The sequence below is a fragment of the Streptomyces albiaxialis genome (assembly GCF_039530985.1).
In the GTDB taxonomy this organism is placed as follows: domain Bacteria; phylum Actinomycetota; class Actinomycetes; order Streptomycetales; family Streptomycetaceae; genus Streptomyces; species Streptomyces albiaxialis.
The window spans coordinates 54,324-69,452 of record NZ_BAAAPE010000019.1; the positions used below are offsets into that span (position 1 = coordinate 54,324).

Annotated in this window: 1 protein-coding gene and 1 pseudogene; both read left to right on the forward strand. The window is 73.8% G+C overall.

The window, feature by feature from the left end:
* Nucleotides 1-234: 234 nt before the first annotated feature.
* Complete coding sequence (locus tag ABD343_RS34750) at nt 235-11,415, forward strand: type I polyketide synthase (protein WP_425578349.1); 11,181 nt, start codon at nt 235-237, stop codon at nt 11,413-11,415.
* A 123-nt stretch (nt 11,416-11,538) separates the two neighbouring features.
* Nucleotides 11,539-15,129, forward strand: a pseudogene (locus ABD343_RS34755) (type I polyketide synthase); the annotation flags it as partial.

The following is a 15,129-nucleotide window of genomic DNA, read 5'->3' on the forward strand; positions in this document are numbered from 1 at the left end:
GGGGTTCGACGGAGCCGGATAGGGGTACCTGGCGCGCGGATCCCGCCCCTATTCTGCCCGCCGCAGGAGAATGCGGCCGCTGGGGCCCGCTCCGACGCACGTCACCCATCCGCGCTCACCCCAGAGTTTCGCGAGATCCATTAGGGGAGGGCTAGGGGTTGGAGTACCCGCAGGCGACTTCGTAGCGTGGCGCCGTGCGCGCCGTAGAGGTCTCTTGGCGTTCGGTGTTTTTCGGTGTCAGCGCGTAAAGGTCCTCCGACCGATCCAGTGGAGTGGAATACGGTGGCGAACAACGAGGGAAAGCTGCTCGACTACCTCAAGCGGACAACGGCAGAGCTGCGGGAGACACGGGCCCGGCTCACCGAGACCGAGCGGAGAGAATCCGAGCCCATCGCCATCGTGGGAATGGCGTGCCGCTATCCCGGCGGCGTGTCCTCGCCCGAGGAGCTGTGGGACGCGGTGTCCACCGGGACCGACTGCGTCTCCGGATTCCCCGTCGACCGCGGCTGGGACCTCGACGCGCTCTACCACCCCGATCCCGAGCACACCGGCACCTCGTACACCCGGGAGGGCGGCTTCCTCCACGAGGCCGCCGCGTTCGACCCCGGGTTCTTCGGCATCTCCCCGCACGAGGCCGTGGCGATGGACCCGCAGCAGCGGCTGCTGCTGGAGGTCTCCTGGGAGGCCTGCGAACGCGCCGGGATCGACCCGACCTCGCTGCGGGGCAGCAGGACCGGCGTCTTCACCGGCGTGATGTACCACGACTACGGCACCGGCGTCGCGGGCGTCACCGAGGACGTCGCGGCCTTCCAGGGCAACGGCACCGACTCCAGCGTGGTCTCCGGCCGCGTGGCGTACCTCTTCGGCCTGGAGGGCCAGGCCGTGACGGTCGACACCGCCTGCTCCTCCTCCCTGGTGGCGCTGCACTGGGCGATCCAGGCCCTGCGCGCGGGCGAGTGCAGCATGGCGCTGGCCGGCGGCGTGACCGTGATGTTCACCCCGGACACCTTCATCGACTTCTCCCGGCAGCGCGGTCTGGCGGCGGACGGCCGCTGCAAGTCCTTCGCGGCGGCGGCCGACGGCACCGGCTGGGGCGAGGGCGCGGGCGTGCTGCTCGTCGAACGGCTCTCCGACGCCCGGCGCAACGGGCACCCCGTCCTCGCCGTCGTACGGGGCTCCGCCGTCAACCAGGACGGCGCGAGCAGCGGGCTCACCGCGCCGAACGGCCCCTCCCAGCAGCGGGTCATCCGGCAGGCCCTGAACAACGCCGGGCTGTCCACCGGCGACGTGGACGCCGTCGAGGCCCACGGCACCGGCACCACCCTGGGCGACCCGATCGAGGCACAGGCGCTGCTGGCCACGTACGGGCAGGAGCGGCAGGAGGACCAGCCGCTCCTGCTGGGCTCGGTCAAGTCGAACCTCGGGCACACGCAGGCCGCCGCGGGCGTGGCGGGCGTGATGAAGATGGTCCTCGCCATGCGGCACGGGGTGCTGCCGCAGACCCTGCACGTGGACGAGCCCTCACCGCACGTCGACTGGTCGGCGGGCCGGGTGGAGCTGCTCACCGAGGCCCGCGAGTGGCCGGACTCCGGCCGCCCCCGCCGGGCAGGCGTGTCCTCCTTCGGGATCAGCGGCACCAACGCGCACGTCGTACTGGAACAGGCGCCCGCGACGGCAACGGAATCGGAGCAGGAGCCCACGGAGCTGGAGCCGGGTCAGGAGCCCACGGAGCTGGAGCAGGGCGCGGGGCCGGACGCGGAATCGGCCGGCGTCCGGGGCGCGGAGACCGGGGAGGCCCTCGGCGCCGTCACACCGGCCGGCGGGCCCGTCCCGTGGGTGCTGTCCGCGCGTTCCCGCGAGGCGCTCGCCGCGCAGGCCGGACGGCTGGCCTCCCATGTGGAGGCCCGCCCGGACCTGGACCCCGTCGACGTCGGCCACTCGCTCGTCACCACCCGGGCCGCCCTGGACTACCGCGCGGCGGTCACCGGCACCGGCCGCGCGGAACTGCTCGCCGCCGTCCGGGCGCTGGCCGAGGACACCGGCGGCGCGCGTGCCGTGAGCGAGGGACGTCTCGCGGTCCTCTTCACCGGACAGGGCGCCCAGCGGCCCGGCATGGGCCGCGAACTCCACGCGGCGTACCCGGTGTTCGCGCGCGCCTGGGACGAGGTGTGCGCCGAGTTCGACGGGCTGCTGCCCCGGCCGCTGACCGAGGTGGCCTGGCCCGCGCCGGGCGGCGACCCCGAAGAGCTGCACCGGACCGAGTACGCGCAGGCCGCGCTCTTCGCGCTGGAGGTCGCGCTCTTCCGGCTCGCCGAGTCGTACGGCGTGGCCCCGGACGTCCTGCTGGGCCACTCCATCGGCGAGGTCACCGCCGCGCACCTCGCGGGCGTATGGTCGCTCGCCGACGCGGCGAAGCTTGTCGCGGCGCGCGGGCGGCTGATGCAGGCCCTGCCCGGGGGCGGCGTGATGGTGTCGGCCGCGGCCCCGGAGGACGAGGTGCGCGCGCTCCTGGAGGGCCGCGAGGAGCTCGGCCTCGCGGCCGTGAACGGGCCCGCCTCGGTCGTGATCTCCGGCGCCTCGGCGGCGGTCCGTGAGGTCACCGCCGAGCTGGAGGCCCGCGGCCGGAAGGTGAAGGGGCTGCGCGTCAGCCACGCCTTCCACTCGCCGCTGATGGAGCCGATGCTGGCCGAGTTCCGCGAGGTGGCCGAGCAACTCACCTACGCCGAGCCGCGGTTGCCTCTCGTCTCGAACGTCACGGGCCGCATCGCCGAGCCCGAGGAGCTGTGCGACCCCGCCTACTGGGTACGGCACGTCCGCGAGGCCGTACGGTTCCACGACGGCGTACGGGCCGCTCACGCCGACGGCGTCACCACGTTCCTCGAACTCGGCCCCGGCGGCGTGCTCTCCGCCATGGGACGCGACTGCCTGCCCGACGACGACACCGTCGACTTCCAGCCCGGCCTGCGGGCACCGCTCGCCGAACCTGAGGCGATGGTCAGGGCGCTGACCGGGCTGTGGACCCGGGGCGTCCGCGTGGACTGCGCCGCGCTGCTGCCCGGCGGGCGCCGGGTGGAGCTGCCGACCTACGCCTTCCAGCGCCGCCGCTACTGGCTGGAGGGCGCCGCCGGGGACGCGGACGTCACCTCCGCCGGGCTCCGCGCGGGGGACCACCCGCTGCTCGGCGCGGTGCTGCCGCTGCCCGGCACCGACGGCTTCGCGCTGACCGGCCGCCTCTCCCTGGCCACCCACCCCTGGCTGGCCGACCACGTCGTCCTGGGCACCGCCGTACTGCCCGGCTCCGCCCTCGTCGAGCTGGCCGTACAGGCCGGTGACCTGACGGGCTGCGCGCTCGTCGAGGAGCTGACGCCGCTCGGCCCGCTGACCCTGCCCGACCGGGGCGCGGTGCGGATCCAGCTCACCGTGGGGGCGCCGGACGAGAACGGGCGGCGGGAACTCGAACTGTTCGCGAAGCCCGAGGACGCCGAGGACACCGCCCCCTGGACCCGGCACGCCACCGGCGTCCTCGCCCCGGAAGGCCCCGCGCCCGCACCCGCCTTCCCCGAGACCTCCTGGCCCCCGGCCGCCGCCACGCCGCTGCGCGCCGAGGGGTTCTACGACGAGCTGGCGGGCGCCGGATACGGCTACGGGCCCGCCTTCCAGGGCGTACGGGCCGTCTGGCGGCGGGGCGACGACCTCTACGCCGAGGTCACGCTCCCCGACGAACCGGCCGCCCAGGACAGCGGCTACGGGCTGCACCCCGCCCTCCTGGACGCCGTGCTCCAGACGCTGGGACTCGCCGAACCCGAGCGCGGGGCCGGAACCGGGGTCGGAGCCGGTGGCGGCACCGAGCCCGGGAACGCGACGGCGACGGTGACCGGCGACGGCGGGGACGGCCCGCGACTGCCCGCCTCCTGGACCGGCTTCCGGCTGCACGCCGAGGGCGCAGCCACGCTGCGCGTCAAGATCTCCCCGACCGGCGACGGCGGTTTCGCCGTCCTCGCGGCCGACACGGACAACGCGCTGGTCGCGTCCGTGGACCGGGTCGCCCGCCGCGCAGTGGCCCCCGACGAGCTGGCCACCGGTGCGCCGCACACCGCGGACTCGCTCTACCGGCTGGACTGGACGGCGGTCACCGCCCCGTCCGTGCCGCCCGCGACCTCCCTGCCCGGCACCGAACGGCCCGGCGGCCACTGGGCGGTGCTCGGCGACGACCCGGCCCTCGCGGCGGCGCTGGGCGCCTCCGTGCTCGACCCGGACGACACGGCGGCGCCCGTACCGGACACCGTCGTCCTGCCGGTGCTGCCGGTGGAGTCCCCGGCCGTGCCCGACGCCGTACGGGAGACCACCCATCGGCTCCTGGCCCGGCTCCAGTGGTGGCTGGCCGAGGAGCGGTTCGCCGGGACCCGGCTCGTCGTCCTCACGCGCGGCGCGGTCTCGGTCGCGGAGGAGCCCGTCGCACTGACGGCGGCACCCGTCTGGGGCCTGGTGCACTCCGCGCAGTCGGAGAGCCCCGACCGGTTCCTCCTGGTGGACCTCGACGACGACCCCCGTTCCCTGGACGCGCTGCCCGGCGCCGTGGACGCCGGTGAACCGGAACTGGCCGTCCGCGCGGGCCGGCTCTGGGCGCCCCGCCTCGCGACCCTGCCCGCCCCGGAGCGCGAGCCGGGCCCGGTGTGGGACGGGGACGGCACGGTCCTCGTCACCGGCGGCACCGGCAGCCTGGGCGCCCTCACCGCCCGCCACCTCGTGGCCGACCTCGGCGTCCGGCACCTGCTGCTCACCAGCAGGCGCGGCATGGACGCCGAGGGCGCCGCCGAGCTGCGCGACGAACTCACCGCGCTCGGCGCCGAGGTGACCGTCGCCGCGTGCGACGCCGCCGACCGGGAGGCGCTCGCCTCCCTGCTCGCCGCGATTCCCGAGGACGCCCCGCTGACCGGCGTCGTCCACACGGCGGGCGTCCTGGACGACGGCGTCCTCGCCTCGCTGGACCCCGCGCGGATGGACAAGGTGCTGCGGCCGAAGGTGGACGCGGCGTGGAACCTGCACGAGCTGACCCGCGACCTCGACCTCTCCGCGTTCATCCTCTTCTCCGCCGCGTGCAGCGTCTTCGAGGCGCCCGGACAGGCGAACTACGTGGCCGCCAACGCCTTCCTCGACGCCCTCGCCGAACACCGCCGCGGCCTCGGCCTGCCCTGCCTCTCGCTCGCCTGGGGCCTGTGGGTGCAGGACGGCGGCATGGCGGGCGGACTCGGCGAGAACGACCTGCGGCGCATGGCCCGCAAGGGCATCGTGGCGCAGACCCCCGAGCAGGGCATGCGGATGTTCGACGGCGCCGTCCGCTCCGGCGCGCCCCTGGTCGTACCGGTGCGCCTCGACATCAACGTCCTCGCCGTCACCGGCGATTTCCCGCCCGCGCTGCACGGCCTGGTGCCGTTCCGCAGGCGCACCGCGGCGGCGGCCGGGGCCGGAACGGGCGACACCCTGCGGGAGCGGCTGGCCGGACTGCCGGAGGCCGACCAGGACCGGGCGCTGCTGGACGTGGTCACCGCACAGATCGCCCAGGTCCTCGGCTACGCGGGCGGCGGCGCGGTGGAGACCACCCGCGCCTTCCGCGACCTGGGCTTCGACTCCCTCACCGCCGTGGAACTGCGCAACCGCCTGGACACCGCCACCGGCCTCAGCCTGTCGGCGACCCTGGTCTTCGACTACCCCACGCCCGTCGCCCTCGTACGGCACCTGCGGGAGCAGCTCCTCGGTGGCTCGGACGCGCCCGCCGCCGCGGGGACCGCGGCGCCCGCCGTCACCGTTCCCGACGACGACCCGATCGCGATCGTCGGCATGGCCTGCCGCTTCCCGGGCCGCGTGACCTCCCCCGACGAGCTGTGGCACCTGCTGGCCTCCGGCAGCGACGCCGTCACCGACTTCCCGGCCGACCGAGGCTGGGACGTCGAGGGCATCTACGACCCGGACCCCGGCCGCAGCGGGAAGACGTACACCCGCAAGGGCGGATTCCTCCACGACGTCGCCGACTTCGACGCGGGCTTCTTCGAGATCAACCCGCGCGAGGCCCTGGCCACCGACCCCCAGCAGCGGATCCTGCTGGAGACCGTCTGGGAGACGCTGGAGAACGCGGGCATCGACCCGCACTCGCTGAAGGGCAGCAGGACCGGCATGTTCGCCGGGGTCAGCTACCACGACTACGCCCCGCCGAGCGGCCAGATCCCCGAGGACCTCGAAGGCTACGTCGGCACGGGCAACGCCGGCAGCGTCCTGTCCGGCCGGGTCTCCTACACCTTCGGCTTCGAGGGCCCCGCCGTCACCGTGGACACGGCCTGTTCCTCCTCGCTCGTCGCCCTGCACTGGGCCATCCAGGCGCTCCGCACGGGGGAGTGCACCCTGGCCCTCGCGGGCGGCGTCGCCGTCATGTCCACCCCGGACACCTTCGTGGACTTCTCGCGCCAGCGCGGCCTGTCCCCGGACGGCCGCTGCAAGGCGTTCGCGGACGCGGCGGACGGTACGGGCTGGGGCGAGGGTGTGGGCATGCTGCTGGTCGAGCGGCTGTCCGACGCCCGGCGGAACGGGCACCGGGTGCTGGCGGTCGTACGGGGTTCCGCCGTCAATCAGGACGGTGCGTCCAACGGCCTGACGGCGCCGAACGGCCCCTCCCAGCAGCGCGTCATCGAACAGGCCCTCGCCAACGCGGGCGTGACGGCACCTCAGGTCGACGCGGTCGAGGCGCATGGGACCGGGACGACGTTGGGTGACCCGATCGAGGCGCAGGCGTTGCTGGCGACGTACGGGACGGGCCGGGATGAGCCTCTGTGGCTGGGGTCGATCAAGTCGAACATCGGTCATACGCAGGCGGCTGCCGGTGTGGCGGGTGTGATGAAGATGGTGCTGGCGATGCGGGAGGGTGTGCTCCCGAAGTCGCTGCATGTGGATGAGCCGTCTTCGCATGTGGAGTGGTCTGCGGGTGCGGTGGAGGTGCTGGCCGAGGCGCGGGAGTGGCCGGAGACGGGGCGTCCGCGCCGGGCGGGTGTGTCCTCGTTCGGGATCAGCGGTACGAACGCGCATGTGGTGCTGGAGCAGGCGCCGGAGGAGGAGCCGGAGCCTGCCGTCGAGGCCGTTGAGAGTGACGGGCCGGTGCCGTGGGTGGTGTCGGCACGTTCTGAGCGGGCATTGGCGGCGCAGGCGGAACGGCTGGCCTCGTTCCTGGAGGAGCGGCCGGAGCTGTCCCCGGTGGACGTGGGTTCTGCGCTGCTGAACGGGCGTGCGGCGTTGGAGTACCGGGCGGTGGTGCCGGGCGGTGATTTGGACGCGCTGCGTGCCTTGGACGGGCCCGGTGTGGTGCGGGGTTCTACGGGCACGGGTGCCGGCTCGCGGGTCGTGCTGGTCTTCCCGGGCCAGGGGTCGCAGTGGCTGGGCATGGCCGATGAACTCCTCGCGTCCTCGCCGGTGTTCGCGGAGCGGATGAACGAGTGCGCGACGGCCCTGTCGGAGTTCGTGGACTGGGAGCTGATGGGTGTCCTCGGGGATGAGGACATGCTCGCCCGGGTGGATGTCATCCAGCCGGTGTTGTGGGCGGTGATGGTCTCGCTCGCTGCCGTGTGGGAGGAGTCCGGGGTCACCCCGGCTGCGGTGGTGGGTCACTCGCAGGGTGAGATCGCTGCCGCCTGTGTCGCGGGGATCCTCTCCCTTCGCGACGGCGCGAGAGTCGTCGCCCTGCGGAGTCAGGCGATCGGCCGTGGGCTGGCCGGTGGCGGCGGGATGGTGTCCGTCGCGGCTTCGCGCGATGCCGTGGAGGAGCGGATCGCCCAGTGGGGCGAGCGGATCTCGGTCGCGGCGGTCAACGGACCCTCCGCGACAGTGGTCTCCGGCGAGCCGGAGGCGCTGCAAGAGCTGCTGGCCCAGTGCGAAGAGGCGGGGGTGCGGGCGCGTCAGGTGCCTGTCGATTACGCCTCGCACGGCCCCCAGGTCGAGGCCCTGCGGGACGAACTCACCGTTCTTCTCGCCGACGTGCGGCCGAGCGAAGGCCATGTCCCCTTCTACTCCGCCGTGACCGCCGCGCCCGTATCGGGTGAGGAGCTGGGCGCCTCGTACTGGTTCGAGAATCTGCGCAATACCGTGCGCTTCGAGGAGGCCATCCAGGCCCTCCTGGCCGACGGGCACGGCGTCTTCGTCGAGTGCAGCGCGCACCCCGTACTCACTCCGGGCATCGGGGACATCGCGGAGTCGGCCGGGAGCCCCGCCGTCATCACCGGGACGCTCCGCAGGAACGAGGGCGGCCGGGCGAGGCTGACGCAGTCCCTCGGCCACCTGTGGGCGCACGGCGTACCCGTCGACTGGAGCACTTTCGTCCCCGCGACCGGCCGGTGGGTCGCTCTGCCGACGTACGCCTTCCAGCGCCGGCGCTTCTGGCTGGAGCGTACGGGCGCGGGCGTGGGCGATGTGGCCTCGGCGGGGCTGGGGGCCGCTGACCATCCGTTGCTGGGCGCGGCGGTGGCGTTGCCGGACTCGGACGGGTTCCTCTTCACCGGTCGGCTCTCCTTGGCCACGCACCCGTGGCTCGCCGACCACGCGGTGCTGGACACCGTGCTGCTGCCCGGGACCGGGCTGGTCGAGCTGGCCGTACGGGCCGGGGACCAGGTCGGCTGCGACCTGCTGGAAGAGCTCACCCTCGAAGCACCGCTGGTCATCCAGGAGCGGGGCGGGGTACAACTGCGGCTCACCGTCGGCGAACCCGACGAGAGCGGGCGCCGGAACCTCGCCGTGTTCTCGCGTGACGAGGACGCGGCGGCCGGGCAGCCGTGGACCCGGCACGCCACCGGGCTGCTGGCCGTCGGCGCCGGAACTCCGCCCGCGAACGGGGGCCCGGGCACGGAAGTGTGGCCGCCCGCCGGGGCGGAGGCCGTACCGGTGGACGGGTTCTACGAGGAACTGGCCGGGGCGGGTTACGCGTACGGCCCGGTCTTCCAGGGCCTGAGGGCCGCGTGGCGGCGCGGTGACGAGGTGTACGCCGAGGTCGCGCTGCCCGAGGAGGCCGCAGGGGACGCGGGCCGGTTCGGCCTGCACCCGGCGCTCCTCGACGCGGTGCTGCACACGGTGGGGCTGGGCGAGGACCACGGCGAGGAAGGGCCGGGGCTGCCGTTCGCGTGGACCGGGGTCCGGCTGCACGCCGTCGGCGCGACCGCCCTGCGGGCCAAGGTGAGCAAGGCGGGTGAGAACGGTGCCCGGGTCGAGGTGAGCGACACCGACGGGGCGCCCGTCGCGACCGTGGAGTCGCTGGTCATGCGGCAGGTCGCAGCCGACCGGCTACGCGCCGCCGGCGGGGGCGCGGACGCGGTCTTCCGGCTCGACTGGACGGAGCTGCCCGGCCTCGCGGGCCAGGCAGCCCTGTCGGCGCGGGCACCCGCACCGGCGCAGGAGTCGGCGTCGGCGTCGGCGCCGGTGGCTGTGGTCGGGCCCGAGGCGGACGAGTTCGCCGAGGCCCTGCGCGGCGCCGGTGTCGAGAGCGGGACCGCGGCGGACCTGGCGGTGCTCGGCAAGCAGGACCCGGTGCCGGACCTCGTGCTGCTGCCGGTCCCGGCGGGCCGCGCCGCCACCGGTGCCGGTGCCGGTGCCGTGCCGGAGGGGGTGCGCGGCGCGCTGCACCAGGTGCTGGGCACGGTGCAGGGCTGGCTCGCGGAGAGCCGGTTCGCCGACGCGAGACTGGCCGTCGTGACCCGGGGCGCGGTCTCCGTCGCCGAGGGGAGCGGTCCCGACCTCGCGCTCGCCGCCGTATGGGGCCTGGTGCGGTCCGCGCAGTCCGAGAACCCGGGACGGATCGTGCTCGCCGACATCGACGGCGAGGAGCCGACGCTCCGGGCGCTTCCCGCGCTGCTGGCGGGCGCGGAACCGCAACTGGCGGTGCGCGGCGGCGTGGCCCGCGCGCCCCGGCTGGCCCGGCACGCCCCGGCGACCACGGACCCGGGCGCGGGGCCGGAGCCGGGCTCGGGCTCGGGCTCGGAATCAGGCTCGGGCTCTGGCCAGGCCCGGAAGTCCGTATGGGCCGGTCACGGCACGGTGCTGATCACCGGCGGCACCGGCATGCTGGCCGGTCTGACCGCCCGGCACCTGGTCGCCGAGCACGGCGCGAAGCGGCTGATCCTGGCCGGTCGCCGGGGCCCGGCCGCCGACGGGGCCGCGCGGCTCCGCGACGAACTGACCGCGCTCGGCGCCCAGGTGGACGTGGTCGCCTGCGACGTGGCCGACCGGGAGGCCCTGCGCGGGCTCCTCGCCGGGATACCGGCGGACGCGCCGCTCACCGGCGTGGTGCACACCGCGGGAGTGCTGGACGACGGGCTGATCGGCGCGCTGACCCCGGAGCGGGTCGAGGCCGTGCTGCGCCCGAAGGTGGACGCGGCGTGGAACCTGCACGAGCTGACGAGGGACCTGGACCTGTCCGCGTTCGTCCTCTTCTCCTCGGCCTCCGGGGTGCTCGGCGCGCCCGGGCAGGCCAACTACGCGGCCGCGAGCACCTTCCTCGACGCGCTGGCCGAGCACCGGCACGCGCTCGGGCTCCCCGCGCTGTCGCTGGCCTGGGGGCTCTGGTCGGAGCCCAGCGACCTCACCAGGAAGCTCACCGAGACCGATCTGCGGCGGATGGGCCGGGCCGGGATGGCGCCGATGTCCTCGGAGGAGGGCGTGGCGCTGTTCGACGTGGTCGGTGCCGCCGGGACGCCGGTGGTGATCCCCGTGGCGCTGGACACCCGGAAGATCGCGGCGGCGGGGGAGGTGCCCGCGATCCTGCGCGGCCTCGTCCGCGCTCCCGCGCGCCGTACGGCCGGTGCCGGCGCGGGCCCCGGCGGGGTCTCCGGCGGGGTCTCCGGCGCGGGCGAGGGGAGTCCGTCGGCGGGATCCCTGCGCGAGCGGCTGGCGGAGCTGCCCGCCGCCGAACGTGCCGAGGCGGTCCTCGACCTGGTGCGGGCCCGTACGGCCACGGTGCTCGGGCACTCCGGCGCCGACATGGTCAACGCGGACCAGAGCTTCAGCGAACTCGGCTTCGACTCGCTGACGGCGGTGGAGCTGCGCAACGGCCTGCAGCAGGAGACGGGGCTGAAGCTGCCCGCGACCTTGGTCTTCGACTACCCGAACTCCGCCGCGCTGGCCGCCCACGTTCTGACCGGCCTCGTCGACGACGAGCCCGACCCGGTCGCCACCGCGCTGGCGACGCTCACCAAGCTCGAGAACACCCTTCTGACACTGGAAATGGAAAGCCGTGAACGAACGACCATCACCAAGCGCCTCGAACGGGCCCTGAGGAGGTATCGCGACGGCGACCCGGCGACGGATCAGCAGGACACCCACAGCGATATCCGGGACGCCTCCGCCGACGAACTACTGGACTTCTTCGACCAGGAGTTCGGCAAATCCTGATCGGAAGTCATTCCACATTCTTTCCAGCCAGCGGCAAGAGGCCGATGTGACGCGGCCGAAGGGCAGAGGGGGCCGGTGCAGGTGACGGACAACGAGAAGCTCGTCGAGTATCTGAAGCAGGCGGCGATCGACCTGAGGGAGAGCCGCCGTCGCGTCTGGGAACTCGAATCCGAGCCGATCGCGATCGTCGGCATGGCCTGCCGCTACCCGGGCGGAGTGGCGTCGCCCGAGGACCTCTGGAACCTCGTCTCCCAGGGCGGGAGCGGGATCACCGCGTTCCCCACCGACCGCGGCTGGGACCTCGACACGCTCTACGACCCGGACCCCGCGAGCCGCGGCACGTCCTACGTCGACCGGGGCGGATTCCTGCACGAGGCCGCGGGATTCGACCCCGCGTTCTTCGGGATATCGCCCCGCGAGGCCCTGGCCATGGACCCGCAGCAGCGGCTGATGCTGGAGGTCTCCTGGGAGGCCGTCGAACGCGCCGGAATCGACCCCCATTCGCTGAAGGGGAGCAGGACCGGTGTGTTCTCCGGAGTCATGTACCACGACTACGGAACCGGGGTCTCCGGCATATCGGAGGAAGTGACCGCCTTTCTGGGCACCGGCTCCGACGGCGCCATCTTCTCCGGCCGCGTCGCCTATCTCTTCGGCCTCGAAGGCCCCGCCGTCTCGGTGGACACGGCCTGCTCGTCCTCGCTGGTGGCCCTCCACCTGGCGGTCCAGGCCCTGCGTTCGGGCGAGTGCTCGATGGCCCTCGCGGGCGGCGTCACGGTGATGCCCAGCCCCGTCACCTTCGTCGACTTCTCCCGCCAGCAGAACCTGGCGCCCAGCGGTGAGATCAGGGCCTTCGGCGCGGACGCGGACGGCACGACCCTCGCCGAGGGAGCGGGCGTACTGCTGGTCGAGCGTCTCTCGGACGCCCAGCGGAACGGGCATCCGGTGCTGGCGGTCGTACGGGGTTCCGCCGTCAATCAGGACGGTGCGTCCAACGGTCTGACGGCGCCGAACGGCCCGTCCCAGCAGCGTGTGATCCGCCAGGCGCTCGCGAACGCGGGTCTCGAAGCGTCCGAGGTGGACGCGGTCGAGGCGCACGGCACGGGCACGACGCTGGGCGACCCGATCGAGGCCCAGGCCCTGATCGCGACGTACGGACAGGGCCGGGACGAGCCCCTGTGGCTGGGGTCGATCAAGTCCAACATCGGCCACACCCAGGCCGCCGCCGGTGTCGCCGGCGTCATGAAGATGGTCATGGCACTGCGCCGGGGCGCACTCCCCAGAACCCTCCACGCCGAGCAGCCCACACCCCACGTGGACTGGTCGTCCGGTGCGGTGGAGTTGCTGGCGGAGGGGCGTGCGTGGCCGGAGACCGGTGAGCTGCGTCGTGCGGGTGTGTCGTCGTTCGGGATCAGCGGGACGAACGCGCATGTGGTGCTGGAGCAGGCGCCGGAGGTGGAGGAGCCGGAGCCCGTTGAGGGTGAGGGTCCGGTGCCGTGGGTGGTGTCGGGGCGTTCTGAGGGTGCGTTGGTGGCGCAGGCGGGGCGGTTGGCCTCGTTCTTGGAGGAGCGGCCGGGGCTGTCGCCGGTGGAGGTCGGTGTCTCGTTGTTGAACGGGCGTGCGGCGCTGGAGTACCGGGCTGTGGTGCCGGGTGGGGACCTGGATGCGCTGCGGGCTCTGGATGGTCCGGGTGTGGTGCGGGGTTCTACGGGCTCGGGTGCGGGTTCGCGTGTGGTGTTGGTCTTCCCGGGTCAGGGGTCGCAGTGGTTGGGGATGGCCGATGAACTCCTCGTTTCCTCGCCGGTGTTCGCGGAGCGGATGAACGAGTGCGGGGCGGCGCTGTCGGAGTTCGTGGACTGGGAGTTGCTGTCTGTCCTCGGGGATGAGGACATGCTCGCGCGGGTGGATGTCATCCAGCCGGTGTTGTGGGCGGTGATGGTCTCGCTCGCTGCCGTGTGGGAGGAGTCCGGGGTCACCCCGGCTGCGGTGGTGGGGCACTCGCAGGGTGAGATTGCTGCCGCCTGTGTCGCGGGGATCCTCTCCCTTCGCGATGGCGCGAGAGTTGTTGCTCTGCGGAGTCAGGCGATCGGCCGGGTGTTGGCCGGTGGTGGCGGGATGGTGTCCGTGGCGGCTTCGCGGGAGGCGGTGGAGGAGCGGATCGCCCAGTGGGGTGAGCGGATCTCGGTCGCGGCGGTCAACGGACCGTCCTCGACGGTTGTTTCCGGTGAGCCGGAAGCCCTGCAAGAGCTGCTGGCCGAGTGTGAGGAAGCGGGGGTGCGGGCGCGTCAGGTTCCCGTGGATTACGCCTCGCACGGCCCCCAGGTCGAGGCCCTGCGGGACGAACTGGCCGCCCTTCTCGCCGACGTGCGGCCGGTCGAAGGCCATGTCCCCTTCTACTCGGCGGTGACGGCGGCGCCCGTATCGGGTGAGGAGCTGGGCGCCTCGTACTGGTTCGAGAATCTGCGCAATACCGTGCGCTTCGAGGAGGCCGTGGAGGCCCTCCTGGCCGACGGGCACGGCGTGTTCGTGGAGTGCAGTGCGCACCCGGTGTTGACGTCGGGGATCGAGGACACGGCGCAGTCGGCGGGCAGCCCGCTCGTGGTGAGCGGGACCCTGCGGCGGGACGAGGGTGGACGCGGGCGGCTGATGCAGTCCCTCGGGCACCTGTGGGCGCACGGCGTTCCCGTCGACTGGAGCACCTACCTCCCCGCCACCGCCCGGTGGGTCGATCTGCCGACGTACGCCTTCCAGCGCGAGCGGTACTGGCTGGAGCGTACGGGCGCGGGCGTGGGCGATGTGACCTCTGCCGGACTGGGGGCCGCTGACCATCCGTTGCTGAGCGCGGCGGTGGCGTTGCCGGACTCGGACGGGTTCCTCTTCACCGGTCGGCTCTCCCTGGCCACGCACGCGTGGCTGGCCGATCACTCGGTGCTCGGAGCCGTCGTGCTGCCGGGTTCGGCGCTGGTCGAGCTGGCCGTACGGGCCGGGGACCAGGTCGGCTGCGACGTACTGGAAGAACTCACCGTGCGGACGCCGCTGATCCTGCCCGAACAGGGCGGGGTGCAGCTCCGCGTCGCGCTCGGGCAGTCCGCGGTGGACGGCCGCCGCGAGGTCGCGGTGTTCGCGCGCGACGAGGCGGCGGAGGATGACGGGCCCTGGACCCGGCACGCCGACGGAGTGCTGGCCGCGGGTTGCCCCGTCGGGAGCCACGAGACGCCCGCCTGGCCGCCGAACGGCGCCGAGGCCGTCTCCGTGGACGCGCTCTACGGCGAGCTGGCGGCCGCCGGGTTCGCGCACGGTCCTGTCTTCGGCGGCGTACGGGCGATGTGGCGCCGCGGCGACGAGGTCTTCGCCGAGGTCGCGCTGCCCGAGGAGACCGCCGAACGGGCGGGCGAGTACGGCCTGCATCCGGCCCTGCTGGACGCGGCCCTGCAACCGGTGGCCGACGGCCTGCGGCTGCCGGTCTCGTGGTCCGGAGTACGGCTGTTCGCGGTGGGCGCGGTGTCGTTGCGCGTCCAGCTCACCAAGTCCGGTGACGGCTATGCCCTGACCGCCACGGACGAGGCCGGGGACCTGGTGGCCACGGCGGACGCCGTGGTGTGGGACACGGCCTCCCCGGAGCAGTTCGCGCATGCCGACGTACGGCACCGGGACGCGCTGTTCACCGTGGAGTGGTCGTCGCTGCCGCTGGCTTTGGGTGCGGTGGTGCCGGAGTAC